The following is a 26099-nucleotide window of genomic DNA, read 5'->3' on the forward strand; positions in this document are numbered from 1 at the left end:
CCATTCAGAGGCGGGGTTTTTTATTTGCACCAATCAAAATATCAAGCCAATAAAAATGCCAGCTTTATAAGCTGGCTTTTTTAATTTGATTTGTCTATTCCAGAACGAACCCTCACGTCATTTATGCGTTAAGTCGAGCAACTAACTATTAGCCAATCCGGTAATCTTGCCACCTTTCTAGTTTTTCTAAGAATGTATAGTCTGGTGAACCGATTAATGCCTTTACGACGTGTCTTTGTGATTGTTCTCAGCGCAGCGCTGCTATTTACTTTCAACGTGACCGTTAAAGCAAACGACCATTTAAGGACCCAATACCTGCACAGTCATTTGAATCGGGTGTTGGTCACACGTGATCAGGACCTGAGTTCGAAACTGAATGCACTTGTTTCTGTTGCTTCAAATGATCATGAGCGTGCGTGGCTAATTTATCGATGGGTGACGAATCACTTTAAACACGATTCACATTTGGCGTCCAAGATTGGTGACCCCAAGAATCATTCCTTGGATCAGCTTTACAAACTAGCTGGGGGAAGTTGTGCTGTGTATGCCAATGTTGTGCAGCGTTTGATGCAGCAGGCGGGCCTTGAGGTAAAAACAATTTATGGCTTGGCCAAAGGCGGAGCGGTAAGTGCTCGACGAAACGGCAAGGCAGTGAATCACGTTTGGAATGCAGTTAAAGTAAACGGTGAATGGCGTGTGATTGACGCGACATGGGGTGCTGGTTATGTTGGTAATGAAGGTTTTCAACGAGATCAAAGCGATCTGTTCTTTCTGATTCCACCAGAACAGGCTGTGTTGAGCCATTTTGACGAAGCAGACGAACTGGGCCAGCAGCGGCAATTTGATGTGAATTACAGACTGTTTAGCCAGTTGCCGGAAGACGCGCTTTACGCCGCCTCCATTGGCTTTGACGCAAGGGCGATTCTTGAGGTTCGACGTACTCATTTAAACGTGCCTTTAGTGAGTACCTTTGACCAGTTACCTGGTTCTTTCAAAGTGATTCAAGCACCGGTTGCCGGGCGTCTTGGACGCACCCAGCACAGGTTCAAGATTGAATCGCTAGTGTATGAAGAGTTGATGCTATTGCAGGGTAAAACCTGGATTCCCTTACAAAAGCAGGGACGTGTTCATTCATTAATGCTGAAGCCAAACAAAGGAGAGCTGCTGGTTATGGGCAGAAGACCGAAGCAGCAGGATTTTGAAGCCCTGCTGGCCTACACGGTAAATTAATACGCGGTAAATTAATCTTGAGCGGATTTTAGAAATGCATGTGTGATGGCAAGCCACGCTTTCACACCCAGCGGCAATATCTTGTCGTTGAAGTCGTAGCTTGGATTGTGAAGAGTGCATGGCCCGATACCGTGTCCATGCGTTCTGTGGCCGCCCTCGCCGTTGCCTATCCACAAATAGGCGCCGGGTTTGTGTTGCAACATAAAGGCGAAGTCTTCTGCGCCCATGGTGGGTGGTAAGTTCGAATGAACTGCGGTTACTTCTGGTATTGATTCAATGGCGTGCTGAGCCAGTGCGGCCATTTCAGGTGTGTTAACAGTCGGTGGATATTTCCGTTCGAATTTCATTTCGGCACTTGCACCAAAAGCGGCGCACATTTCTGTGCTTAGCTTTCGCATTTGGTGTTCAATCAGGTCGAGCGTTTGCAGGCTGAATGTACGCACGGTGCCTTGTAGCGTTGCCCTGTCTGGAATCACGTTTATTGCTTCACCTGCCTGAATCTGGGTTACTGAAAGCACTGCCGGGTCAACCGGCTTGCAGGTTCGACTGATGATGGTTTGAAATGCCAAAATAAGTTGGGCTGCGATGACCACTGGGTCAATGCCAAGATCAGGCATTGCTGCGTGCGCTCCTTTGGCATGGATTTCCACAGAAAACTCATTGCTCGACGCCATTACCGGGCCGGTGTGCGCGGCGAATTCGCCTTCATGCAAGCCAGGCCAGTTGTGCATGGCGAAAACGGCATCTACTGGGTATCGCTCGAACAAGCCGTCTTCAATCATACGTTGTGCGCCCGCGCCGCCTTCTTCGGCCGGCTGAAAAATCAGCGCAACACTGCCTTTGAAATCCCTGTTCTCGGATATTTCCTGGGCGGCGCCCAAGAGCATGGCAACGTGACCGTCGTGACCACATGCGTGCATTTTTCCAGCATATTGCGAGGCATGTGGAAATTGATTCCTTTCTTGAATGGGCAGCGCGTCCATGTCGGCACGCAGGCCAACTGTTTTTCCTTTGCCTTGAGTACCCGTCAGGAAGCCGACCACTCCTGTTTGTCCGATTCCGGTTTCAACTGAGTAACCCAGTTCGGTCAAGCGATCTGCCACAATTTTTGCAGTGCGATTTTCTTCGTAGCGCAGCTCAGGGTGCGCGTGAATGTCTCGGCGGGTGTTAACCCAAGTTTCAATTTTGCTCGGATTCACAACAAACTTCACTCTTTGATACAAGCCCTAAGAATCGCAGGTTTTGTCATTCGTGGCAATTGCTGTGCTTTACTATTAGATCGGTAATCGTCAAATAAATCGGGGTTCGAAGTGCGGCAAGTGGTAACGGTAGCGATTGTATTGAGCGCCTTAGTTTTTTTAAATGCTTGTAGCACTGGCGCTTACTTTTGGCAGGCCACCACAGGTCACTTGCAGGTGCTTGCGGCTTCAGAAAAAATTGATAGGGTTCTTTTGTCCGCCGACACCAGTGAAAAGCTGCGCACGCAGCTTCAGTATGTTCAAGACATCCGGAAGTTTTCAATTGAGGCGCTTGCCTTGCCCGACAATCGAAGCTACACCACTTATGCCGATCTGAACCGTCCTTATGTAGTCTGGAATGTGATCGCGTCGCCAGTGGACGGTTTGAATTTGAAAACATGGTGCTTTCCTTTCACGGGCTGTATTTCCTACAAAGGCTTTTATCAGGAACGGGATGCGCTTGAGTTGGGCAATCAATTGAAAGCAGATGGCCTGGACGTGGCTGTGTTGGGCGTTCCTGCTTATTCCACTTTGGGCTTCACGCCCGACCCTGTGTTAAACACTTTTATTAATTACCCGGCAGGTGAACTGGCTCGTTTGATTTTTCATGAATTGGCGCACCAGGTTGTGTACATTGCCGATGACACCATGTTCAACGAAAGTTTTGCCACGGCGGTCGAGGAGCTTGGTGTGACTGTTTGGCTGGCGCAGCCTGGGCGCGCCGACTTGAAGCTACAATATGAAAACTTTGACCAAAGACGAGTAGCCTTTCGAGCCCTGTTGGCGCAAGCGCAGGCCGATTTGAAGGTAATTTACGAGAACAAGGATCAGTTAAGGAAAGACGAGGTGCTTGATGCAAAAAAAGCCCGCTTTGATTTGCTTCGTGCTGACTACGGTAAGTTGAAAGCCAGTTGGGGTGGATGGGCTGGCTATGATCGATTTATGGCGGAAGATTTGAACAATGCAAAACTAGGCGTGTCGGGTTTGTACACCAATTATGTGCCTGCTTTTAAGGCTTTGTTTTTGAAATGCGATGGAAGCTTTCCCCGCTTTTACGCGGCAGTTGAGGCTTTGGGGGAACTGCCTGCCGATAAGCGTAATACGGTGTTGGACAATTTGGTTGATGTAACCACCCAGAATGCTTCGACAAAGGCAAATTCGGGTACTTGTTTATAGAGCAGCACGTTGCCCGTTTTTCAACACTGGGCAGCCGTCTTCAAACACCAAAAAAGTGTGTGGCTCGAAAGGGGTCCACACTTCGTCATTGGTCAGTGCCGTGGTCGCGATGACCGCCACTCGATCGTTGTGTGTGGTCACTGCGCCAAAATCAACCTGTAGGTCGCAATCGACCAAATGTGCATTTTTGAAAGGGTGCGCACGCACAATATATTCAAGTTTGGTGGAGCAGTGGGTGTACATGGCTTGTCCGTTGGACAGCAACATGTTGAAAGTACCGAATCCCGCAATCTGTTCGCAAACGGGTCTGAGCACTTTGTCAATTTCAGCCACGCTGGGCCGGTTCGCAGGTGTTCTGTATCCGAACTCATTTTTCAGGGTTTGCAGTAACAAGCAAAATGCGAGTTCGCTGTCGGTTTCACCGATGGGAAGAAAATCACCTTGTAATTTGGGGTGAAAGTTTTTCAGATCGCCATTGTGGGCGAACACCCAAGCCTGGCCCCACAATTCTCGAATAAACGGATGGCAGTTTTGTAACTTGACCTGCCCCACCGTGGCTTTGCGAATGTGAGAAATTACGTTATACGAGCGAATTGGGTAGTTGCGGATCAATTCGGCCACGGGCGAATCAGAGGCGGGGCGGTGATCGATAAAACAGCGTGCGGCAGATCCTTCGAAAAATGCGATTCCCCAACCGTCAGCGTGTTCATCGGTCAAGCCGCCACGCTTGGCGAAGCCCTCAAATGAAAATTGAATGTCGGTTGGCGTGTTGCAGTTCATGCCGAGCAATTGACACATGGTTTAATTGGTGGATTGTTGATTAATTTTTATTTTAAGAGACTTTTCATGTCTGAGCAGGATGATTTTTACAAAGACCTTTTGACGCAGGCGTTCAATGCGGGCGTATTGGCTGCTCAGCCCAACTTGGCCATTGAAGCGGCGTGGCAAGAACAAATTGTGCCCTGGTTGAATCAGTTGGCGCCTGAACGCGAGCGCATCTGGGTTTTCGGTGCGGGCAAGGCTGCGGCATCAATGGCAAGGGCTTTGGAAAAAGCCAATGGCGGCGCTGAAAAGCTGCAGGGCTTTGTGGTGACCCGGCGCGGGCATGAGCTCAAAACTTCCACGATTGAGGTGATTCAAGCTGCGCACCCGGTGCCGGATGAAGATGGGCAACGTGCAGCGCGGCGGCTCCACAAGGCAATTTCCGAAGTGCCTTCAAGCGATGCGGTGATTGCTTTGGTGTCAGGCGGCGGATCAAGTTTGCTGAGTGTGCCTGTGCGTGACATTCCATTTGTTGATTTGCAGCAATTGAACCGCGCCTTGTTGTCGTGTGGCGCACCAATTGATGAGATGAATATTGTGCGTAAGCATGTCACCTTAACGTTGGGGGGGCAGTTGGCGCAGGTGTGTCGTGCGCCGGTGTTTCAACTGCTGATTTCGGATGTGCCTGGAGATGATCCATCGTCAATTGCTTCAGGGCCATTCAGCCCAGACGAAAGTACCTTCCATGATGCAGTTGAAGTATTGAAGCGCTGGGCGGTTCAAGTGCCACATTCAATTTCACGTTACCTGGACAAAGGGGTGAAAGGCGAGGTGCCCGACACACCCAAGCGAAGTTCATTGGTATTTCGAAAAGTGAAAACACATTTGCTGGCCAGCAATTTGAAGTCGCTGAATGCGGTAACTGAAAGCCTGGAGGGCAAAGGCTACAAGGTGTTGAACCTGGGCGACACCCTGGAGGGCGAGGCCAAAGATGTTGCGCAGGTTCATGCTGCCATTGTGAAGCAGGCCGCCATGGGGCATGGTGGCTGGCCGGCGGCACCCTTGGCGATTATCAGTGGTGGTGAATGCACTGTGAGTTTGAACGATACCCAGCTTCGACAAGCCAGGGGTGGCCGCAATTCCGAGTTTTTGCTGGCACTGGCTTTTTATTTGCGTGATTTGGCATCACCAGTGGAGGTGGCTGCGATTGCAGCAGACACAGACGGCATTGATGGCATTGGCGGGCATGCGGGTGCCTTGTTGTTGCCCGGTGACCGGCAGCGTTGCAAGTTGGCAAAGTTGGCGCCGCAATTGCATTTGGACCAACACACCAGTTATGACTATTTCAAACGCCTGGACAGGTTGTTGATGACCGGGCCGACCATGACGAATGTGAATGACTTGAGGATTATTCTGATCGGCAAGCCTTGAGATTTCCCGCGAGGGCCGGTGAGTTAAAATAGGCAAACTATTTTCACAGCGATTGCGACCCAATGATTCAAACACTTCAAATAGCGCCGCCCGACGATTGGCACCTGCACCTTCGTGATGGTGAGGCCCTGGAGCATGTGGTGGCGGCCACGGCACTGAACTTTCGCCGTGCAATCGTGATGCCCAATTTGAAGCCACCAGTAACAACAGTTGATCAAGCGGCTGCATACCGAGATCGAATTCTTGCTTCGGTTGAAAAGGTCTGTGCCTCAGGAAAATACACTGAGGAAGAGCAGGCTGTGATGCGTCAGTTTCAGCCTTTGATGGTGCTGTACCTGACGGGCGCAACCAGTCCAGCTGAAATTGAAAAGGCTGCGAAAAGTGGTGTTGTGAATGCTGTAAAGCTTTACCCGGCTGGTGCTACTACGAATTCAGAAGCGGGTGTGTCTGATTTGCTGGGGCAGTGTGGTGCGGTGTTGCAGGCCATGGAAGCCCATGGCTTGCCCTTGCTGGTTCATGGGGAAGTGACTGACGCAGATGTGGATGTATTCGATCGTGAGGCGGCATTTGTCGACACGGTCATGAAACCATTGCGCAAGCAGTTCCCGAACTTGCGGGTGGTTTTTGAGCACATTACCACCGAACAGGCCGCCACTTTTGTGACTGAGAATTCTGGTCGCGATTCGCAAGGACGTTTGCTTCTGGCGGCCACCATTACCCCCCAGCATTTGTTGTACAACCGCAATGCCTTGTTCAAGGGTGGCTTGCAGCCGCACTGGTATTGCCTGCCTGTGCTGAAACGCGAGGTGCACCGCAAGGCCCTGCTGAAAGCCGCAACCAGCGGATTGCCACAGTTCTTTTTGGGCACTGACAGTGCGCCGCACGCCAAACATTTAAAAGAAATGTCGTGTGGCTGTGCGGGTTGTTATTCTGCACCCTACGCCATGGCCATGTATGCAGAAGCTTTTGAGCAGGCGGGTGCGCTTGACACAGTGGAGCTGTTCGAGAAGTTTTGTAGTTTGAATGGCCCAGCTTTTTATGGTTTGCCGGTGAACGAGGGCAGGTTTGAATTGCAGCGCAAGAGGTTTGACGTTCCTGAGCGCCTGCCTTTTGTTACTGACAGCGGAATTGTTCCCCTTCGCGCAGGCGAATCGCTGGACTGGACTGTGACCCGGCTTCGCTGAGACTGCGGTGGCTGCGAGAGATTCTTTCCCTTGGCTCTGGCCCTACGGTGTGGATGCAGCCTGGCATGGCAATGCGGCGAATGAAGCAGGATTTGTTTCATCTGCGCTGAATACGGAGCGCCAGCTAGTGAATATGCGGATTGGGGAGCGCGCGGGTGAAAAAATTCCAAAGTTCGTGCATTCGACCGACACTTTGGGAGCGCTGGAATACGAGCGTTGCGTTTCCCAAGGCCTGATTCCAACACGCGACATTTCCCATGACTGGTACAACGGGCAGGTGTGGTTAAAGTTTGCGGGACTTAAAGCCCTGATCAATTCACGACACATCACTGACTCTAAGGACACAACTCTTCAGTCCGCGAATGGTAGAAGCAGGCTGCGCGATGCGCTAACCCTGTTTGATGAAAGTGGCGCTTTGTTGTTGACCACTGACCCAACCGCAAGCGCTGCGCTGTTGAATCACGACTGGCGCAGCCTATTCGAGGGAGGTCGCGAAGTTTGGTCGAGACGGGCACGCGTTTTGATCGTGGGACATGGTTTGCTCGATTCAATGCATTCACCACACAAAGGCTTGTGTGCCAAGGCGATTCCGGTTCAGGTGCCGACGTTAAACCTAAGCGATGTGGAATTACAAGCTTTGGTGTTACAGGTCGCCAAGCAAATTCAAGACCCCGCCAATTTAAGTCCGTTGCCTGTAATGGGGGTGCCGGGCTGGTTTTCCGCTTCAGATGTGCCCGGATTTTATAACGACACGGCTGTTTATCGCGCCAAGCCAACACGTCGGGTTTCTTCATTGCATGAAAGATTGGCATTTGTGTGGGATGGGTCTACACTGAGTCCCGGAAAGTGCGTCGGACAATCGCTGCCTGAATTACAGGGAGAGGAAAGTCCGGACTCCAGTGAGCACGGTGCTGGTTAACCACCAGGCGCTATACGGTTTTGGCAACAAAACTTAAGGCGACGGAAAGTGCAACAGAAAACACACCGCCGATGGGAAGGAAACTTTCACAGGCAAGGGCGAACCGGAGGTGTAAGAGACCCCCGCAGACTTGGCGACAAGGCTGGCTAGGTAAACCCCACTTGGAGCAACACCAAATAGGCGCGCAGACGCTTTCGGGCGTCAACGGCGCTCCCCGAGCGCGCGGGTAGGTGGCTTGAGCTGAAGAGTAATTTTCAGCCTAGAGGAATGATTGTCACTTTGGCTGAAAGGCCATTGAACAGAATCCGGCTTACAGGCGCGCTTTCCCCTTATCCCCCATTCGGTTTTACCTCCCTTCTGCTTTTCTTAAGACATTACTTTCAGTGTTGTCTTTATATCCTTATTTTTTCAGCTTTTTTTCTTGTTGTTTTTCTATAAAATCATTGTAAGTCATTGGTTGTAAAGCGTTTTCTCTAGAGAACTGCTTGACCACCGATTTCATAATGCGTAAAGTGGTGATCTGTGGGGATTTGTGTGATTTTGTGGGGAATTAATCAACGTGTATCAAGGCAGTTCTTCCTTATCAATGGATGCAAAAGGGCGCATGAATGTGCCACAGAAGCATCGTGATGCACTGCAAACGCAGTGCGAGGGAGCCTTGACGCTGACAAAACACCCCAACGGCTGCTTGCTGATGTTTCCGCGCCCAGTCTGGGAGCAGCATCGCGAGAAAATTGCTGCTTGGCCCATGTCTGCCCGCCCTTGGCAGCGAATATTCCTTGGCTTTGCAACCGATGTCGAGTTCGATTCGGCTGGTCGTATTCTGGTGTCGCCAGAATTGCGCGAGGCTGCCTCGCTGAATAAAGATGTCATGTTGCTAGGCATGGGTAGTCACTTCGAGATCTGGGATTCCACAATGTTGAAAGTGGAAGAGGAAAAGGCGATTGCTGCTGGCATGCCTCAATCACTGAACGAATTTAGTTTCTGAAGGTGAGTATCGATGAACACATCCCCGTGCTGCTTCAACCCACGGTTGAAGCCCTGTTGCACAAACCTGATGGAATTTACCTTGACTGTACCTTCGGCCGTGGTGGGCACAGCCGCGCGTTGCTGGCTAGTTTGTCCGCACAGGGCAGGCTTATCGCACTTGATCGCGACCCACAAGCAGTGCAGGCCATGAATTCAATTCATGACACACGCTTTCAAGGAGTGCGCAGCGCCTTTGCTGATCTGGATGAGGCACTCGATAGCGTGGGTGTTGATCAGGTAGACGGTGTGTTGATGGACATCGGCGTGTCTTCGCCGCAAATCGATCAGGCCGATCGTGGCTTTAGTTTCCGCAGAGATGGTCCTTTGGACATGCGTATGGATCCGCAGACAGGTGAGTCAGCGGCCGATTTTCTTGCTCGGGCCGATGCCCGGGAAATCAAAGAGGTTATAAAAAATTATGGGGAAGAACGGTTTGCTGTTCAGATTGCAACAGCGATTGTTGCTCGCCGCGCGGAGCGGGCGATCACTACAACACTCGACCTTGCCCAGATCGTGGCAGGGGCAGTTCGCACGCGGGAGCCGGGCCAAGACCCTGCAACGCGCACCTTTCAGGCTTTACGGATTCACGTCAACCAGGAGCTTGCGCAGCTCGAACAAGGTTTAAACGTTGCCTTCAAGCGCTTGAAGGTGGGTGGGCGGCTGGCAGTGATCAGCTTTCATTCGCTGGAAGACCGCATTACCAAACAGTTTGTCGAGAGGCTGGCCAATCCAAAATCGCAGCAAGATGCGCGTTTGCGTAAACTGCCTTTGCCAGAACCCACTCCCTTGATGAAAAAGCTGGAGCGTATCAAGCCCACGAAAGAAGAGTGCGAGCTGAATCCCCGTTCGCGTTCGTCAGTGTTGCGTGTGGCTGAAAAACTGGCTGAGTTGCCATCTGAACTGAACGGCAAGGGGGCAGCATGGGGCGTTTGAATATTCTGCTGCTGACCCTCGTTATTTTTTGCGCCATGTTGGTGGTTGAACAACAGCATGCCGCCCGAACCTTGTTTGTGGCCTTGGGGCAAGAGCAGCAGGCTGAGCAGCAAATTGAGGTTGCATTTACTCGCTTGCAACTTCAGCAGGTGGCCTTGGCCAAGGGCGAGCGTGTCGACAATGTCGCCAGAACAAAACTGAATATGAGCCCACCGGCCCAAGGATCGGTAATTTTTATGCCATTGGACGGGGGCTTTCAGCATGAGTAAAGCTGTTCGATTTGGCGGTTCTGAATTACTGGAAATGCGATTGCCAGCTTGGCGGTCGCGTTTTGTTTTGGTGTGCATTTTTCTGGCGTTTGGCGGGTTGATAGCGCGAGCCGGACATCTTCAAATTGTTTCAAATGATTTTCTACAAGAACAGGGGGCCAAGCGTCTAGAGCGGACGTTGCCATTGCAGGCAAGTCGCGGCAGCTTGTTAGATAGAAACATGGTGGTGCTGGCGCAAAGCGTACCAGCGCAAGCGGTGTGGTATGACGGCCGTCGAATTGTTGATGCCAAAGACGAGGACTTGCGCAAGCTGGCCACGGTGCTGGACTTGAAGTCTGAGCGAATGATTGCGCAAATGAGAAAAGACAGCAAGCGTGCGTTCGTGTACTTGGACCGTCAGGTGGATTCCGATGTTGCGGCAAAAGCCAAGGCATTGAAAATTCCAGGCCTGGGATTTGTGACTGAAAGCAAGCGTCATTATCCGCAAGGCGAAACCATGGCGCACTTGGTCGGCTTCACCAGCATTGAAGACAAGGGGCAAGAGGGTGTTGAGCTTGCATTCAATGAGCGTTTGACCGGCGAAGATGGCGAGCGCAATGTAATTCGTGATCGTTTGGGCAATGTGATTGAAGACATTCGCGAGCTGCGACCACCGGTGAATGGACAAGATGTGGTGTTGTCTGTTGATGCCGATGTGCAGTACATCGTGTTGTCAGAATTGAAAAAAGCAGTCGAGTTTCACAAGGCCAAGGCCGCTGCCGCTGTGGTGCTTGATGCTAAAACTGGTGAGCTGTTGGCCATGGCCAATATCCCGACTTACGACCCGAATAACCGAGGACAAATGCATGGCGAAAAGCTTCGCAACCGCGTTTTTACTGACATGTTCGAGCCTGGCTCTACTCTAAAGCCTTTTGGTGTTGCCTTGGCGATGAATCAGGGCAAGGTAAAGTCATCCACAAAAATTGATACTGGCAATGGCCGCTTGTCGATTGGCCCGGCCACGGTGACTGACACCAAGCAATATGGCGTGATGACCGTCGAAGAAATTATTCAGAAATCCAGCAATGTGGGCACGTCCAAAATTGTGCTTGACCTGGAACGAAAGGATCTATGGGATTTTTTCAACCTGCTGGGTTTTGGTCAAACACCATCAATTGCTTTTCCAGGTGCGGTGGCGGGCCGTGTTCGCCCCTGGAACAAGTGGCGCCCCATTGAGCAGGCCACCATGTCCTATGGTCACGGCATTTCTGTGTCGTTGATTCAACTGGCGCAGTCGTACACCATCTTCGCCAACAAGGGGCAATTCGTTCCAGCGTCTTTGATGAAGCGAGGCCCTCAAGACCCAGTGGTTTCGCATCGAGTGATTAACGAGCAAGTGGCTGATAGCATGCTGCACATGCTCGAGCTGGCTTCTGGTCCGGAAGGCACTGCGCCCAAAGCGCAGGTGCAGGGCTACCGTGTCGCCGGAAAAACAGGTACTGCGCACAAGCAGGAAGGTGGGCGTTACGTCAACAAGTACGTTTCATCGTATGTCGGTTTGGCGCCAGTTTCTGATCCCCGGGTTATCGTGGCAATTATGGTGGACGAGCCCAAAAGCGGCATTTACTTTGGCGGCCTGGTGGCCGCGCCGGTGTTCTCGGTTATCACCAAAAGCGTATTGACTCGACTGAATGTGCAGCCCGATGCCATCGAGTCCACTGAGCAGTTGCGAAAGTTTGTCGCAGCGCCAGCAGGCACGGGGAGCAATCTATGATTAGCGCCTACCTGCATTCTGTTGCGGAAGTATTGGCAGAATTGCATGAGCGTGGTTTCTATGCCGACTGCTCTGCTTTGGTGACAGATCATCGGCGTCTTACCGGCCCGCAAGACGTATTTCTTGCTGTGCCTGGTGAAAAGTTTGACCCTCGAAATCTGGCTGATGATTTGTTGCGTGAGCAGCGCTGTGGTTTGGTGCTGGTCGATTATGACGACCGCCGTGCCTATCAAAGCGCAAGTGTGCTGCCCGTGTTGCACTTGAAGACCATGTTGGCCGAATTGGCCTTTGGCTATTATGAAACACCCAGCGATGCCATCACGGTGATTGCGGCGACTGGTACCAACGGCAAAACAACGGTGACGCGCTGGTTGGCACAAGCCTTAAATGTTTTGGGCAAGAAAGCCGCGGTGATTGGCACCTTGGGCTACGGTGAACCTGACCACTTGAAAGCACACACTGGCTTGACTACACCCGATGTGGTCGGTGTTCACCACTTGTTGCACGAGTTGCGCAGGCAAGGTTTTGACACGGTGTGCATTGAGGCTTCTTCAATTGGACTTGAGCAGCGTCGGTTGGCCTTTGTCAGTATTGATGTTGCGCTGTTCACCAATTTGTCGCAAGACCACCTGGATTACCACGGTGATATGGCTGCATATGGCCGGTCTAAGCTGATTCTTGCCAACTGGCCAACTCTGCGTGCGGCAGTTGTGAATGTAGATGATTCGTTTGGTGTCGAGTTTCACGCACAGGTTGAAAGTCGCAGTGTGGAATGCATTTCGGTTGGACGGTCTGCGTCGGTTGCTTGCCAGCTAATTGGTGTTTCGCAGCTTAATGAAGGTCAGCGAATTCAGTTGAAACAAAACGGCGGTTTGGTACAAATCGACACGTCGATCATTGGCAGTTTCAATGCAGAAAACCTCGCCTTGGTGTTCGCTACTTTGGTGCAGCTTGGCCATGCCCCCGACCAAATTGTTGATGCACTTTCAAGGGTAACGCCTGCGCCGGGCCGTATGCAGCACATCGAGGGCAAGCCTTCTGTGGTTGTGGATTACGCACACACGCCCGATGCGCTTGAAAAAACCTTGTTGGCCCTGCGGCCCTTTGCAGAAAAAAGAAAAGGCAAGTTGTGGGTGGTTTTTGGTTGCGGCGGAGACCGAGATCGCAGCAAGCGCCCCTTGATGGGTGCGACCGCTGTTACGAATGCCGATGTGGTGGTAATTACATCTGACAACCCGAGAAGCGAAAGGCCGGAAAGCATTCTCAATGACATTTATTCGGGTATTGACAAAGAGCATTGTGAGCACGTGAAGATGGAAGTGGACCGAGTGCGCGCGATTGAGTACGCAATAAGAAATGCCGATGAGCGCGATGTGATTTTGCTTGCTGGCAAAGGCCATGAGTCCACGCAAACCATTGGTGAGCAAATTATTCCCCATTCTGACGCAGCCTGCGCCAAAACAGTTCTTGCAACGCGAGGTGCGCATGCTTGAATTGAATTGGTCTTACGATGAAATTACTGCAGCCTTGACTGATCATTTGCTGCAGCCCGCGCCTGCTTTAAAAGGTGCAGTTCGCCTGATTCAAACCGACAGCAGGCAAGTGGCCAAGGATGACCTTTTTGTGTGCCTGATCGGTGAGCGTTTTGATGCTCATGAATTTGCTGACCAAGTTGCACAGGCCGGCGCCTCAGCACTTTTAACTGACCGTGTTTTGAACATTGAAACACCACAGTTTGTGGTCAAAGACACGCGACTGGCGTTTGGCGCATTGGCCAGTGCCTGGCGGCACCGCTTTAGCTTGAAAGTATTGGCGGTGGTTGGCAGCAATGGAAAAACAACAAGTAAAGAAATGTTGGGCGGTATTTGCAAAGCTCATTTTGGCAACGAACGCGTGTTGGTGACCGCAGGCAATTTAAACAACGACATTGGTGTGCCGCAGACGCTGCTGCGGTTGCGCAACAACCACCGAGCGGCAGTGATTGAAATGGGCATGAACCACCCCGGTGAAATTGATTACCTGGCGGGTTTGGTTAAGCCCGACGTGGTGCTGCTGACCAATGCACAACGCGAACACCAGGAATTCATGAAAACCGTGATGGCAGTGGCCATGGAAAATGGCAGTGCATTTGCACATTTGCCAGCCCACGGTACTGCAGTGTTTCCTGTGTCCGACGAATTTGAAACATGCTGGCGCGAGCAGTCAACCGGTCGTGCCACCCTGCGTTTTGGTACAGGTGCAGATTTCGATTTGTCCCCCGCAGATAAAGGCAGTGAAATGGGTCAGGCTGAATTGAACATGCCTGGCGCCCAGATCACATTAAAGCCTTCCTTCATTGGCCAACACAACTATGCCAACGCAGCAGGTGCAGCAGCGGCTGCGCATGCAGGGGGATGTAGTTCATTCGCTATTCAGACCGGCCTCGAGCAATTCGAAGCGGTGAATGGCCGCCTGCAAGTGGCACTTCAAACACCATCACTTCTGTTAATTAACGACAGTTACAACGCCAACCCTGATTCCGTGAATGCAGCCAGCAAGGTTTTGGCCGCCCAGCGCGGAAATACGCTTTTGGTGTTGGGCGACATGGGTGAAGTGGGTGATCAGTCTGATGAGTACCACGCCGAGGTTGGGCATTTTGCCCGACAAACCGGCGTACAGCACTTGTACGCCTTGGGCGATGCGACACAACACACAGTGCATGCGTTTGGTGAAGGTGCACAACATTTCACAAACATCGACACATTGATAGACGACACGATGAATACAACAAAACAGGGTCAATGGTCTGTGCTGGTAAAGGGCTCGCGATTCATGAAAATGGAGCGCGTTGTTCAAGCGCTGGTTCAACAACACACTGGGGAGGCCAAGCATGCTTCTTGAATTGACGCAGTGGCTGGCGCAAGACATTCGTGCCTTTGGTGTATTCAATTATCTGACGCTTCGCGCCGTGTTGGCGTGTGCAACCGCCTTGTTGGTTGGCTTGGTGGCTGGCCCCATGGTGATTCGCAAATTGACCCAATACAAAATTGGTCAGTCTGTGCGCGATGATGGCCCGCAAACCCATTTGGCCAAAGCAGGCACGCCCACCATGGGCGGCGCCCTGGTGCTGATCGGCATTGGTATTTCAACCTTGTTGTGGGCTGACCTGTCCAACCGTTTTGTTTGGGTGGTGATGCTGGTCACTTTTGGTTTCGGCTGGATTGGCTGGGTCGACGATTACCGAAAAGTGGTGTATCGCAACCCCAAGGGCCTGCCTGCGAAGTGGAAGTACTTTTGGCAAAGTGTGGTGGGTTTGATTTGCGCGTTTTACTTGGCCTTCGCCGTGTCGGCGCAAAGCGGTCAAGAAGTGTTCGATATTTTTGTGGCTTGGGTTGACAGTGGTTTTTCAATGCACCTTCCCAACAATGCGGATTTGATCGTGCCCTTCTTTAAATCCATCAGCTACCCCTTGGGCGTTTGGGGTTTCATCGCGCTGACCTATTTCGTGATTGTTGGTACCAGCAATGCAGTGAACTTGACCGATGGCCTTGACGGCTTGGCGATTATGCCCACCGTGATGGTGGCCTCCGCCTTGGCAATTTTCGCCTATGTAGCTGGCAATGCCGTGTACTCCAAATACTTGTTGCTGCCTTTCATTCCCGGCGCAGGAGAGCTGGCTGTCTTCTGTGCAGCCATTGCAGGCGCAGGGCTGGCATTCCTTTGGTTCAATGCTTACCCGGCCCAGGTGTTTATGGGTGATGTGGGCGCTTTGGCCTTGGGCGGTGCGCTGGGTACAGTGGCCGTGATTGTGCGCCAGGAAGTGGTGCTGTTCATCATGGGCGGCGTGTTCGTGGCTGAGACTCTATCGGTCATGATCCAGGTGCTGTATTTCAAGTACAGCGGGGGCAAACGCGTATTCCGAATGGCGCCCTTGCACCACCACTACGAATTAAGCGGCTGGAAAGAAACACAAGTGGTGGTTCGATTCTGGATCATCACCATGATTCTGGTGTTGGTGGGTTTGTCGACATTGAAGCTGCGTTAAATAAAGAAAGGAAGAATGGTTTTGAATTTACTTCGTGATCAATCGGTTTTGCAAGTTGGGCTCGGCGAGTCTGGCTTGGCATGCGCGCGCTGGGCGTTGGCGCAGGGCGCCCGATTGACCGTGATCGACACGCGTGAGACCCCGCCGGGTTTGCAAGAACTTCGCTCAGTTCAGGCCGATGTGTGCTTGTTCAATTCACTAGGCCAACTGAACTGGGACTTTGACCGCGTGGTGGTTTCCCCAGGGTTGCCGCCCGCTCACCCCTTGATGATTGCGGTGCTTGACCAAGCGCAGCGCCATGAAACTGCTGTTGATTCCGAGCTTGATCTGTTTGCAGACGCATTGGAGTTTCTAGCGCAAGAACAAAATTACTCGCCCCAAGTGGTGGGCATTACAGGCACCAACGGAAAAACCACCACCACACGCATGGTGGAGTGCTTGGCGCAATTCGCAGGAAAGAAAGTAGTGGCGGCGGGCAACATTAGCCCGGCTGCGCTGGATGCACTGCGTGAAGGTCTGATTGCTGATTCACTGCCCGATGTGTGGGTGCTTGAGCTTTCAAGCTTTCAGCTGCACTGGACCAAGCGTTTGAAGTTCAATGCCTCAACGGTATTGAATATTTCGCAAGATCACCTGGATTGGCACCCAGATATGCAGGCGTATGCGCAAGACAAGTTCAGGATTTTTTCCGAGAACGGTGTGTGTGTATTGAACCGCGATGATGATTTGGTAAGTAGTGCAACCCTGCCTGCGAATTCACAGGTGCTGACTTTCGGTATCAGTGCACCAGTGAAAGCCAACGACTATGGCTTGGTGCGTGAGGGAGGTATGTTGTGGTTGGCCCAATTGTTGGGGGACCAGGAACATGCAATGTCGCCCCGCCGCAGAAAACAGGAAGAAGTCGAGCTGAACCAGAAATTGCTGATGCCCACCGAGGCCTTGCAAGTGGCTGGTTTGCACAATGCTGGCAACGCCTTGGCTGCACTTGCCATTTGCCAAGGTCTGGGAATGCCCATGTCCAAGTTGTTACATGGTTTGCGCAATTACCAGGGCGAGCCCCATCGTGTTCAGCATGTGGTTCAAATCGATGGTGTTGATTATTTTGATGACAGCAAAGGCACCAATGTGGGTGCAACCGTTGCAGCCCTGAATGGCTTGGCAAAACCCACAGTGTTGATTGCGGGCGGTGAGGGCAAGGGCCAAGACTTTTCGCCGCTGATTGAACCAGTTTCGACCTATTGCAAGCGTGTCGTATTGATTGGCAAAGACGCAGATCTTATTTTGCAAGCCCTGCAAAGCACGGGGGTAGTTTGTGTGAAGGCGGAAAATCTGGAGCAGGCAGTAATGCTGGCAGCTGAACATGCAGTTGCTGGCGATTGCGTGTTGCTAAGCCCAGCCTGCGCCAGCCTGGATATGTTCAAGAATTACGTACACCGCGCCGATGTGTTTGTAAGTGCAGTGCGTGGTCTTGCCGCCGACAGGGGGCAGCCATGCTAGGCAAGTGGAACAAAAAAGACCCCGGTAACATGCAATTCAAAAGCCTGATTCCTGCTACATCAGTCGGTGGTGGCATGTCGTCATCAAGTATGTACGGAGTGAAACGCGGTGGCAATATTGCCCAATCGATTGATCAAGGTTTGATTTGGGCTGCGTTGGCTTTGTTATTCCTCGGCTTGGTCATGGTGTATTCCGCCACGGTTGCGCTACCCGATTCCACCAAGTACGCGAACTACCAGCCCACGCATTTTTTGATTCGCCACACCATCTCTATTGCTGTTGCTTTCGCCGCCGCATTTTGTGTGTTCCAGATCCCAATGAAAACTTGGCAAACCCTGGCGCCGTTGGTCTTTGTGTGTTGCATCGCCTTGTTGGTTCTGGTGTTAATTCCTGGGATTGGTAAAGAGGTCAATGGCGCGCGACGCTGGTTGTCTTTGTATGTGTTGAATATTCAGCCTTCCGAGTTAATGAAGGTGTGCGCAATTATTTACGCTGCTGATTACACCGTGCGCAAGCAGGCCTACATGCAGCGCTTTGGCAAAGTGTTGTTCCCCATGTTCGTGGCCATGTTTTTTGTGGGCATGCTCTTGCTCCTGGAACCTGACATGGGTGCCTTCATCGTGATCGTGACGGTGGTATTCGGAATTCTGTTTCTGGGTGGCATTAACGCACGGGTGTTCTTCGGCGTGCTGTTTGCCCTCAGCGCGGCGTTCGCTTTGCTGATTGCTTTTAGCGACTATCGCCGTGCGCGCCTGTTGGCTTATCTGGATCCCTGGGAGGGAGACAACGCACTGAATAAAGCGTACCAGTTGTCGCATTCGTTAATCGCATTTGGTCGCGGTGAAATTTTTGGAGTTGGCTTGGGTGGCAGTGTAGAAAAACTTCATTACCTACCCGAGGCCCACACCGACTTTTTGCTGGCTGTAATTGGTGAAGAACTTGGTTTCGTGGGTGTCACCGTCGTCATTCTTTTGTTCCTGTATATCGTGAAACGTTGCTTCGCAGTGGGTGCGCAAGCCATTGCACTCGAACGTACCTTTTCCGGCCTTGTGGCCAAAGGTGTGGGCATCTGGATTGCCGTGCAGTGCTTCATCAATATGGGTGTGAATTTGGGCGTGTTGCCGACGAAGGGTTTAACCCTTCCGCTGATGAGCTATGGTGGTTCAGCCATTTTGGTGACTTGTGCTGCTTTGGCCTTGGTTTTGAGAATTGATTTTGAAAACAGAACAATGATGCGTGGGGGTGCGGCATGAGCAAAACGCAACGCTGCGCATTGATTGTGGCAGGCGGCACCGGCGGACATATTTTCCCTGGTTTAAGCGTGGCAGCCGAGTTGAAGGCACGGGGATGGCAAGTGCAATGGGCAGGCAATCCTGAAGCCATGGAAGGCCGGCTGGTACCCGCGCGCGGCGTGGAAATGAATACCTTGGTGTTTTCCGGTTTTCGCGGGAAAGGATTGCTGCAGCAACTGCTGATCCCATTGAAGCTACTGGGCGCATTCTGGACCTCCATTCAAATACTTCGCCGAGCCAAACCAGCTGTGGTGCTTGGAATGGGTGGGTATGTTGCATTCCCCTTGGGAATGATGACCAGCCTAATGAATATTCCTTTGGTGGTGCACGAGCAAAATTCCATCGCTGGCTTGACCAACAAGGTGCTGGCCAAACTGGCTGATAGAAACCTTGTGGCCTTTCCCGATGCATTGCCCAAATCACATTGGGTGGGCAACCCTGTGCGCGAAATGATTTACAGCCAGTCTGAACCCGCAGTGCGTTTTCAGGGCCGAACAGGTGCTTTGCGCCTGCTGGTGCTGGGCGGCAGCTTGGGCGCGCAGGCTTTGAATGAAGTGGTCCCCAAAGCAATCGGCTTGATGGACATGGCCCACCGACCCGAAGTTATTCACCAGGCCGGAGAAAAGAATTTGTCCGTGCTTCGTGACAATTACGAAAAAGCAAATGTACAGGCCCAGCAAGTTGCGTTTGTTGATGATGTAGCCGGTGCCATGGCCAGTGCAGATTTGGTGATTTGCAGGGCTGGAGCAATGACAGTGGCGGAAGTGGCCGCGATTGGTGTGGCCGCCTTGTTTGTACCGTTTCCACATGCAGTGGATGATCACCAAACCCACAACGCTGATTTTCTGGTGAAGGAAAATGCGGCCTGGCTGCGTCAACAAAATGAATTGGACGCCACCTGGCTTGCGAACTGGTTGATGAACATGAACAGGGAAACCTGTCTAGAGCAAGCCGCGCGCGCCAGGGCATTGGCCAAACCACAAGCCACCCAGGAAGTGGCGAATCACATAGAACAGGTTGCGAAAATATGAAACACAAAGTCAAACATGTTCACTTTGTTGGAATCGGCGGCTCTGGCATGAGCGGTATTGCTGAAGTATTGGTCAATCTTGGATACAAGGTCAGTGGCTCGGATCTTGCAGATTCTGCAGTTACGCAACGCTTGGCCAAGCTGGGCGCGACAGTGTTCACTGGGCACGAGCGGTCAAACATTGAGGGTGCTGATGCCGTAGTGACTTCTACTGCAGTTGGTGGCAGCAACCCGGAAGTGCTTGCTGCACGCGCAGCTCGTATTCCAGTGGTGCCACGCGCGGTCATGCTGGCTGAACTGATGCGTTTGAAGCAGGGCATTGCAGTTGCCGGTACCCATGGCAAGACCACCACCACCAGTTTGGTGGCCAGCATTTTGGCGGAAGGCAAACTTGACCCTACCTTTGTGATTGGTGGTCGACTCAACTCAGCTGGTGCCAATGCAAAGCTGGGCACTGGCGAATTCATGGTGGTAGAGGCTGACGAATCGGATGCATCTTTTTTGAACCTGATGCCGGTGATTGCTGTGATCACCAATATTGATGCAGACCACATGGAAACCTATGGCCATGACTTCGCACGCTTGAAGCAGGCCTTTGTCGAGTTCACTCAGCGCCTGCCGTTTTACGGTGTGGCAGCTGTGTGCGTAGACGACCCGTGCGTGCGGGAAATCATGCCTTTTGTATCAAAAACAATCGTGACCTATGGCCTGTCGGAACAAGCTCAAATTCGCGCTGTGAATGTGCAGGCTTGTCAGGGTCAAATGAAGTTCACTGTGCTGCGTGAAGACGAAGCGCCGCTCGATATCACCCTGAACTTGCCAGGTGATCACAATGTACGCAATTCACTGGCTGCAATTGCCGTGGCCACTGAAATTGGTGTGTCGGATGAAGCGATTGTCACCGCCCTTGAAAAATTCAATGGTGTGGGTCGCCGCTTCCAGCATTACGGCGAAGTGGCTGCCAAAGAGGGAGGGCACTTTGTGGTGGTCGACGACTATGGTCATCACCCTGTAGAGATGGCTGCTACACTCGCGGCCGCGCGCGGTGCATACCCCGACAAGCGATTGGTGCTGGCTTTCCAGCCGCACCGCTACACCCGCACTCGCGATTGTTTTGAAGATTTTGTAAAAGTGCTGGGCACGCCCGATCTTGTGATTCTGTCGGAAGTGTACTCCGCAGGTGAGGCCCCAATTGTAGCCGCCGACGGGCGCTCGCTGGCACGTGCCGTGCGCGTGGCCGGGCGAACCGAACCTGTTTTTGTTGAAGACATGAATGAAATGGAAAGTACGATTTTAAACATTGCCCGCGATGGCGATTTACTTATCACCATGGGCGCAGGCTCAATCGGCGCATTGCCCGCCCGCCTGGTTGCAAACGCACAAGGGGGTCAATGATGGCAAATCCGATTGATCCCAAAAGCCTGGGCAAAGTGGTGGTTCTGTTCGGTGGTCGCTCCGCCGAGCGCGAGGTGTCTTTGAAATCGGGCAGCATGGTATTGGCCGCGTTGAAGCGCAACGGTGTTGATGCACACGGGTTCGACCCCGCGGAACGCGGCATGGTTGAACTGGCCCAGGGTGGCTACGATCGCGCTGTGATCTCACTGCATGGCCGTTTTGGTGAAGACGGCACCATTCAAGGCGTGTTGGAGTGGTTGAATCTTCCCTACACAGGAAGCGGTGTCACAGCTTCTGCATTGTCGATGGACAAAATTCTGACCAAGGCAGCCTGGATTAGCCAAGGCTTGGCCACACCCGATTACGTTCGACTGGAACCTGGTTTCGATGTGCATGCGGTGGTTCAGCGTTTGGGCTTGCCCTTGATTGTGAAGCCCGCGCAAGAAGGTTCCACCCTGGGTTTGACCAAAGTAAAAACTGCCGATGAATTGCGGGCGGCTTTTGACTTGGCGTACAAGTACGACCCGATTGTGCTGGCAGAAAAATTTGTAAACGGCCAGGAATTGACCGTGCCTGTGATGGGCGAAGGTGTAGGCGCTTATGCTTTGCCCGTAATTCGTATTCAGGCTCCAGATGGCAATTACGACTACCACAACAAATACATCGGGAACGAAACACGATATTTTTGCCCCAGCGGCCTGGACGCGTCGTTTGAGGCGCAGGTGCAAGCCTTGTGCGTGAAAGCCTACCAAGTATTGGGCTGCGCAGGCTGGGGTCGAGCAGACGTACTGGTCGACCAAAGCGGCACGCCCTGGTTACTTGAAATGAACACTTCGCCCGGCATGACCGACCATTCGCTGGTGCCCATGAGCGCACGGGCCAGTGGTGTGGAATACGACCAACTGGTGTTGAACATTGCCGCCAGCGCGCGCCTGAAAGCGTCGGGCATGAATGTAGGGGGTGCACGCTAAATGTTGGGTGCCATCTGGAACGACGACAAACTCATGAGCATCATTGCAGGGCTGTTTTCAGCACTTGCTTTGGTGCTGTTGGGTTACGCCTGCATTCAGTGGTTAATACAACGCCCGGTGTTTGAGTTAAAGCGTGTTGAGTTGGTGGGCGACGTAGATCGAGTGAACCTGATTGGTTTTAAGGCAAACGTGCTGCCAAAAATTGAGGGGACGTTTTTCTCCGCCAATTTGCAGAAGGTGCGGGAACAGGTTGAAAGCCAGCCGTGGGTGCGAAAGGCGGTGGTACAGCGCACTTGGCCCAGTGGTTTGAAAATCAATATTCAAGGCCACACACCCTTGGCTTTATGGGGTGAAACCCGCTTGGTCAATACCTTCGGTGAAGTGTTTTCAGCAAACCTGGCTGAGGTTGCCGAGGATCGCCAACTTGCCGTGTTGAATGGACCCGCTGGCAGTGAACTGCTGGTATCGAAAATGTATGTGTCCAGCATTGAAAAATTAGAAACACTGGGCATGTGGCCCTCGCGCGTCATGTTGTCTGACCGCTATGCGTGGTCGATTGAAACCGACACAGGCCTGATTATTGAGTTGGGGCGCGAGCAAGAGAATTTCAGCATTGAACAGAAAATGGATCGACTGCTGGCGGTTTATCCAAAAATAACAAGCCAGGTGATGGCCGCAGTGGAACGCATCGATTTGCGTTACCCACGGGGTGTGGCGGTAAAGGGCGAGCGATTGGCTGAGGCAGTACCAGCCGGTGCTTCAAGTATGAAGTTGAACTGAACCTAAAAAATTGAAACTGGGCACCATGAACAAAGAGCCAAAAGATTTGATAGTTGGGCTGGACATAGGCACTGCAAAAGTAGTGGCGATGGTTGCAGAGCTGTTGCCAGATGGCCGATTTGAAGTAATCGGTGTTGCACAGCACGAATCACGCGGATTGAAAAAAGGCGTTGTGGTCAATATTGAGTCGACTGTGCATTCCATTCAGCAGGCATTGGAAGAAGCCGAGTTGATGGCCGATTGCAAAATTAAAACTGTGCTAACCGGCATCGCAGGTAGCCACATTCGCAGTTTTAACTCCTCAGGCATGGTGGCTATCAAAGAACGTGAAGTGACGCAGGCCGATGTAGCCCGTGTGATTGAAACCGCCAAGGCGGTGAACATACCCACCGACCAGCAAATTCTGCACGTGCTACCGCAAGAATTTATTGTGGACGGCCAGGAAGATGTGCGCGAGCCATTGGGCATGAGTGGCGTGCGACTGGAAACCCGCGTGCACATTGTGACTGGTGCGGTTTCTGCAGCGCAAAACATTGTGAAGTGTGTGCGCCGCTGCGGCCTTGAAGTGCAAGACCTGATGTTGCAGCCCTTGGCTTCCAGCATGGCGGTGCTGACCGAAGATGAGAAAGAGTTGGGCGTTGTGTTGATCGATATTGGCGGTGGCACCACCGACATTGCAGTGTTCACCGGTGGCGCCATTCGCCACACGGCAGTAATTCCAATTGCTGGAGATCAAATCACCAACGATATTGCGATGGCCCTGCGCACGCCAACACCCGATGCGGAAGAAATCAAGATTCGTCATGGCGTGGCCAAGCAAGTACTTGCCGACCCGCACGCAAAAATTGATGTGCCGGGAATTGGCGAACGTGATCCACGAACTTTGTCAAAACAAGCGTTGGCCGCTGTCATCGAACCACGGCTTGAGGAGTTGTTCTTGATGGTGCAACAAGTGTTGCGTGAATCTGGTTACGAAGAATTATTGTCTTCTGGCGTTGTGTTGACCGGCGGCACCAGTTTGATGCCTGGCATCGCAGAGCTGGGCGAAGACATTTTCATGAAACCTGTGCGTATTGGCGTGCCCGATTACACCGGCGGTTTGGCGGACATGGTTCGCACCCCAAGATTTGCCACCGCAATGGGACTTTTGTATGAAGCGCGTGCCCAGCATTTACGCGGTCGCCGTGTGGCTTCACAAGGCGGTGGTTTGAAGCAAACCGTACAAAAAATGAAAGAGTGGTTTTTAGGTAATTTTTAAATTTGGTTTTTTTAAATTCAGTTTTTTCGGCGATCTTAATTTTTGCTAGATAGGAGGCAAACACCATGTCATTTGAAATTCTCGAGACAGAAACCCAAGGTACTGTCATTAAAGTTGTAGGTGTAGGCGGCGCAGGCGGTAACGCGGTGGCCCACATGATTGCGCAAGGCGTTCAAAACGTCGAATTCATTTGCGCCAATACCGATGCACAGGCTTTGGCAAAAACCAAGGCAAATGTGCTGATTCAATTGGGTCGAACTGGTTTGGGTGCAGGTGCCAAACCGGAAGCGGGCCGTCAGGCAGCTGAAGAGGACCGTGACCGCATTCGTGATTCACTGCGCGGTGCACACATGGTGTTCATTACTGCCGGTATGGGTGGTGGCACAGGCACGGGCGCAGCACCTGTTGTGGCAGAAGTGGCTCAAGAGCTGGGCATTTTGACCGTGGCAGTGGTTACCAAGCCATTTGAATTCGAAGGCACCAAGCGTTGCAAGGCTGCTGAAGAAGGCTTGGAAAAACTGTCCAGCAAAGTGAATTCCCTGATTATCGTGTTGAATGAAAAGTTGCTGGAAGTGGTTGGCGACGATGCAACTCAGGAAGACTGTTTCATTGCTGCCGACGACGTGCTGCACAACGCATGTGCCGGCATTGCTGAAATCATCAATGTGGAAGGCAACGTAAACGTCGACTTCGAAGACGTGAAAACAATCATGTCTGAAGTGGGCAAAGCAATGATGGGCACTGCAACGGCCAACGGCCCCGAGCGTGCGCGTGAAGCGGCTGAACAGGCCATTGCTTCGCCATTGCTGGAAGGTGTTGATTTGTCAGGCGCGCGCGGCGTGTTGGTGAACATTACTTCAAGCAAGGGCTTGAAGTTGAAAGAAACCAAAGAGGTCATGAACATCATTCGTGCTTATGCCGCTGAAGATGCCACCGTGATTTTTGGTACCGCCTACGACGAAACCATGGGCGACGACCTGCGCGTAACCGTTGTGGCAACAGGTTTGGGCCGCAAGGTTGCCAAGCCAACACTGGTGCAGGCTGAGCAATACCAGCCCATGGCACGCACGGGTACGTTTGATGCCGTTAGTGGTCAGCAAGGTGAAACGGATTACGCCATTCCGGCCGTGTTCCGTAATCCGCGAGACAACGCAGCTTCACGTGTTCAGGCCTTGCAAGACAGTGGCATGGACCGTTTTGACATTCCTGCGTTTCTGCGCCGCCAAGCCGATTGATAGTTGTTTTAGTCAATGAACACAAGCGATGTCCTATCAAGCCCTCGGTTGGTTGTGGGTGATGTTTGCAGTTTTGCCGAAGACTGCAGATTCGCGATCTACCCAGGGTCGCTTGTGTGGTGTATTTTAAGGTTTTAGGAGAAGTATAAAAATGACAATTCAAATTGGCGATAAGCTGCCCAGCGCAACATTGTTCGAATTCATGCACGAGGAAACCGGTGGTTGCTCGCTGGGTCCCAATGCATTTGACGTGCAAAAGGAAACTGCCGGAAAAACCATTGCGATTCTGGCGCTGCCCGGTGCGTACACCCCCACTTGTTCCGCAAAGCACGTCCCGGGTTTTATCGACCATGTGGATGCTTTCAAAGCCAAGGGCGTGGATGAAATTTGGTGTATTTCCGTGAATGACGCGTTTGTAATGGGCGCCTGGGGCAAAACACAAGGCGCAGACGGAAAGGTCCGAATGATGGCCGATGGTTCTGCTGAGTTCACCAAGAAAATCGGTATGGAACTGGACTTGACCGCACGTGGTCTTGGTTTGCGCTCGCAGCGCTATTCCATGTTGGTAAAAGACGGGGTGGTGAAGCAGTTAAACCTCGATCAGCCAGGTGTTTTTGAAGTAAGTTCAGCAGAGAAGCTGCTTTCCCAGCTGTAAGAAACGATGTGAATAAAGGGTAAATTGTGCGCTTTTGC

Annotated in this window: 22 protein-coding genes, 1 other RNA gene and 1 pseudogene; 22 read left to right on the plus strand and 2 right to left on the minus strand. The window is 52.1% G+C overall.

The features are described from left to right. Positions 1-216: 216 nt before the first annotated feature. Positions 217-1230 (plus strand): transglutaminase domain-containing protein, encoded by a 1014-nt coding sequence (locus tag NSP04_RS05385; protein ID WP_257511320.1) that lies wholly within the window; start codon positions 217-219, stop codon positions 1228-1230. An 11-nt stretch (positions 1231-1241) separates the two neighbouring features. On the opposite strand, the gene NSP04_RS05390 is transcribed toward NSP04_RS05385, so the two are convergent. Further along, complete coding sequence (locus NSP04_RS05390) at positions 1242-2429, minus strand: M20 aminoacylase family protein (protein ID WP_257511321.1); 1188 nt, start codon at positions 2427-2429, stop codon at positions 1242-1244. A 141-nt stretch (positions 2430-2570) separates the two neighbouring features. Here NSP04_RS05390 and NSP04_RS05395 point away from each other — a divergent pair, with 141 nt between their 5' ends. Further along, positions 2571-3644, plus strand: a complete 1074-nt coding sequence (locus NSP04_RS05395; protein WP_257511322.1) for an aminopeptidase — start codon at positions 2571-2573, stop codon at positions 3642-3644. Here the strand turns inward: NSP04_RS05395 and NSP04_RS05400 are convergent. Further along, positions 3639-4442 carry a class II glutamine amidotransferase gene (locus NSP04_RS05400; protein WP_257511323.1) on the minus strand — a complete coding sequence of 268 codons (804 nt, stop codon included), beginning with the start codon at positions 4440-4442 and terminating at the stop codon, positions 3639-3641. The genes NSP04_RS05395 and NSP04_RS05400 overlap by 6 nt on opposite strands. Before the next feature lie 48 nt (positions 4443-4490). On the opposite strand from NSP04_RS05400, the gene NSP04_RS05405 reads away from it, so the two are divergent. From NSP04_RS05405 to NSP04_RS05495, 20 genes and pseudogenes are all read left to right on the plus strand, one after another. Continuing rightward, on the plus strand, positions 4491-5837 hold the full coding sequence (locus tag NSP04_RS05405) for a glycerate kinase type-2 family protein (RefSeq protein WP_257511324.1): 1347 nt from the start codon (positions 4491-4493) through the stop codon (positions 5835-5837). Between the two features lie 62 nt (positions 5838-5899). Further along, a complete protein-coding gene (gene pyrC / locus NSP04_RS05410) occupies positions 5900-7021 on the plus strand; it encodes a dihydroorotase (protein WP_257511325.1) in 1122 nt (373 codons plus the stop codon). Positions 7022-7154: 133 nt separating this feature from the next. Next, a pseudogene (locus tag NSP04_RS15025) lies at positions 7155-7781 on the plus strand (DUF3025 domain-containing protein); the annotation flags it as partial. An 83-nt stretch (positions 7782-7864) separates the two neighbouring features. After that, an RNA gene (gene rnpB / locus NSP04_RS05415) (RNase P RNA component class A) lies at positions 7865-8269 on the plus strand. A 230-nt stretch (positions 8270-8499) separates the two neighbouring features. Next, positions 8500-8928 (plus strand): division/cell wall cluster transcriptional repressor MraZ, encoded by a 429-nt coding sequence (gene mraZ / locus NSP04_RS05420; protein WP_257511326.1) that lies wholly within the window; start codon positions 8500-8502, stop codon positions 8926-8928. A gap of 2 nt (positions 8929-8930) precedes the next feature. Further along, positions 8931-9902 (plus strand): 16S rRNA (cytosine(1402)-N(4))-methyltransferase RsmH, encoded by a 972-nt coding sequence (gene rsmH, locus NSP04_RS05425; protein WP_257511327.1) that lies wholly within the window; start codon positions 8931-8933, stop codon positions 9900-9902. Then, positions 9890-10171, plus strand: a complete 282-nt coding sequence (gene ftsL, locus NSP04_RS05430) for a cell division protein FtsL (protein WP_257511328.1) — start codon at positions 9890-9892, stop codon at positions 10169-10171. The genes rsmH and ftsL overlap by 13 nt, the downstream gene beginning before the upstream one ends. After that, positions 10164-11924, plus strand: coding sequence for a peptidoglycan D,D-transpeptidase FtsI family protein (locus tag NSP04_RS05435; RefSeq protein ID WP_257511329.1), 1761 nt, complete (start codon positions 10164-10166; stop codon positions 11922-11924). Before ftsL ends, NSP04_RS05435 begins: the two co-directional genes overlap by 8 nt. Further along, on the plus strand, positions 11921-13417 hold the full coding sequence (locus NSP04_RS05440) for a UDP-N-acetylmuramoyl-L-alanyl-D-glutamate--2,6-diaminopimelate ligase (protein ID WP_257511330.1): 1497 nt from the start codon (positions 11921-11923) through the stop codon (positions 13415-13417). The genes NSP04_RS05435 and NSP04_RS05440 overlap by 4 nt, the downstream gene beginning before the upstream one ends. Then, positions 13344-14804: a UDP-N-acetylmuramoyl-tripeptide--D-alanyl-D-alanine ligase gene (locus NSP04_RS05445; RefSeq protein WP_257511331.1), complete on the plus strand. Its 1461-nt coding sequence runs from the start codon at positions 13344-13346 to the stop codon at positions 14802-14804. Before NSP04_RS05440 ends, NSP04_RS05445 begins: the two co-directional genes overlap by 74 nt. After that, positions 14794-15948 carry a phospho-N-acetylmuramoyl-pentapeptide-transferase gene (gene mraY, locus NSP04_RS05450; protein ID WP_257511332.1) on the plus strand — a complete coding sequence of 385 codons (1155 nt, stop codon included), beginning with the start codon at positions 14794-14796 and terminating at the stop codon, positions 15946-15948. The genes NSP04_RS05445 and mraY overlap by 11 nt, the downstream gene beginning before the upstream one ends. A 15-nt stretch (positions 15949-15963) precedes the next feature. Then, positions 15964-17445: a UDP-N-acetylmuramoyl-L-alanine--D-glutamate ligase gene (gene murD / locus NSP04_RS05455; RefSeq protein ID WP_257511333.1), complete on the plus strand. Its 1482-nt coding sequence runs from the start codon at positions 15964-15966 to the stop codon at positions 17443-17445. Between the two features lie 29 nt (positions 17446-17474). Beyond that, complete coding sequence (gene ftsW / locus NSP04_RS05460) at positions 17475-18698, plus strand: putative lipid II flippase FtsW (RefSeq protein ID WP_371825003.1); 1224 nt, start codon at positions 17475-17477, stop codon at positions 18696-18698. Continuing rightward, on the plus strand, positions 18695-19768 hold the full coding sequence (murG, locus tag NSP04_RS05465) for an undecaprenyldiphospho-muramoylpentapeptide beta-N-acetylglucosaminyltransferase (RefSeq protein ID WP_257511334.1): 1074 nt from the start codon (positions 18695-18697) through the stop codon (positions 19766-19768). Before ftsW ends, murG begins: the two co-directional genes overlap by 4 nt. Beyond that, entirely contained in the window at positions 19765-21162 is a 1398-nt protein-coding gene (gene murC, locus NSP04_RS05470; RefSeq protein WP_257511335.1) for a UDP-N-acetylmuramate--L-alanine ligase, read from the plus strand. The genes murG and murC overlap by 4 nt, the downstream gene beginning before the upstream one ends. After that, entirely contained in the window at positions 21159-22133 is a 975-nt protein-coding gene (locus NSP04_RS05475) for a D-alanine--D-alanine ligase (RefSeq protein ID WP_371824996.1), read from the plus strand. The genes murC and NSP04_RS05475 overlap by 4 nt, the downstream gene beginning before the upstream one ends. Beyond that, positions 22134-22913 (plus strand): cell division protein FtsQ/DivIB, encoded by a 780-nt coding sequence (locus NSP04_RS05480; RefSeq protein ID WP_257511336.1) that lies wholly within the window; start codon positions 22134-22136, stop codon positions 22911-22913. A gap of 25 nt (positions 22914-22938) precedes the next feature. Next, the gene (ftsA, locus tag NSP04_RS05485) at positions 22939-24171 is read left to right on the plus strand and encodes a cell division protein FtsA (protein WP_257511337.1); all 1233 of its coding nucleotides are present in this window, start codon (positions 22939-22941) and stop codon (positions 24169-24171) included. Positions 24172-24236: 65 nt separating this feature from the next. Next, positions 24237-25406, plus strand: a complete 1170-nt coding sequence (ftsZ, locus tag NSP04_RS05490) for a cell division protein FtsZ (RefSeq protein ID WP_257511338.1) — start codon at positions 24237-24239, stop codon at positions 25404-25406. 151 nt (positions 25407-25557) lie between these two features. Next, a complete protein-coding gene (locus tag NSP04_RS05495; RefSeq protein ID WP_257511339.1) occupies positions 25558-26061 on the plus strand; it encodes a peroxiredoxin in 504 nt (167 codons plus the stop codon). The last annotated feature ends 38 nt before the right edge of the window (positions 26062-26099 follow it).

Origin of the sequence: Limnobacter parvus (assembly GCF_024623725.1) — a bacterium.
GTDB classification, from domain to species: Bacteria; Pseudomonadota; Gammaproteobacteria; order Burkholderiales; family Burkholderiaceae_B; genus Limnobacter; species Limnobacter parvus.

Coding starts and splice junctions, on each gene's coding strand:
- NSP04_RS05385 (WP_257511320.1), top strand. CDS start 217: ATGCCTTTACGACGTGTCTTTGTGATTGTTCTCAGCGCAGCGCTGCTA.
- NSP04_RS05400 (WP_257511323.1), bottom strand. CDS start 4,442: ATGTGTCAATTGCTCGGCATGAACTGCAACACGCCAACCGACATTCAA.
- NSP04_RS05405 (WP_257511324.1), top strand. CDS start 4,491: ATGTCTGAGCAGGATGATTTTTACAAAGACCTTTTGACGCAGGCGTTC.
- pyrC (WP_257511325.1), top strand. CDS start 5,900: ATGATTCAAACACTTCAAATAGCGCCGCCCGACGATTGGCACCTGCAC.
- ftsL (WP_257511328.1), top strand. CDS start 9,890: ATGGGGCGTTTGAATATTCTGCTGCTGACCCTCGTTATTTTTTGCGCC.
- NSP04_RS05435 (WP_257511329.1), top strand. CDS start 10,164: ATGAGTAAAGCTGTTCGATTTGGCGGTTCTGAATTACTGGAAATGCGA.
- NSP04_RS05440 (WP_257511330.1), top strand. CDS start 11,921: ATGATTAGCGCCTACCTGCATTCTGTTGCGGAAGTATTGGCAGAATTG.
- mraY (WP_257511332.1), top strand. CDS start 14,794: ATGCTTCTTGAATTGACGCAGTGGCTGGCGCAAGACATTCGTGCCTTT.
- murD (WP_257511333.1), top strand. CDS start 15,964: ATGGTTTTGAATTTACTTCGTGATCAATCGGTTTTGCAAGTTGGGCTC.
- ftsW (WP_371825003.1), top strand. CDS start 17,475: ATGCAATTCAAAAGCCTGATTCCTGCTACATCAGTCGGTGGTGGCATG.
- murG (WP_257511334.1), top strand. CDS start 18,695: ATGAGCAAAACGCAACGCTGCGCATTGATTGTGGCAGGCGGCACCGGC.
- murC (WP_257511335.1), top strand. CDS start 19,765: ATGAAACACAAAGTCAAACATGTTCACTTTGTTGGAATCGGCGGCTCT.
- NSP04_RS05475 (WP_371824996.1), top strand. CDS start 21,159: ATGATGGCAAATCCGATTGATCCCAAAAGCCTGGGCAAAGTGGTGGTT.
- NSP04_RS05480 (WP_257511336.1), top strand. CDS start 22,134: ATGTTGGGTGCCATCTGGAACGACGACAAACTCATGAGCATCATTGCA.
- ftsA (WP_257511337.1), top strand. CDS start 22,939: ATGAACAAAGAGCCAAAAGATTTGATAGTTGGGCTGGACATAGGCACT.
- ftsZ (WP_257511338.1), top strand. CDS start 24,237: ATGTCATTTGAAATTCTCGAGACAGAAACCCAAGGTACTGTCATTAAA.
- NSP04_RS05495 (WP_257511339.1), top strand. CDS start 25,558: ATGACAATTCAAATTGGCGATAAGCTGCCCAGCGCAACATTGTTCGAA.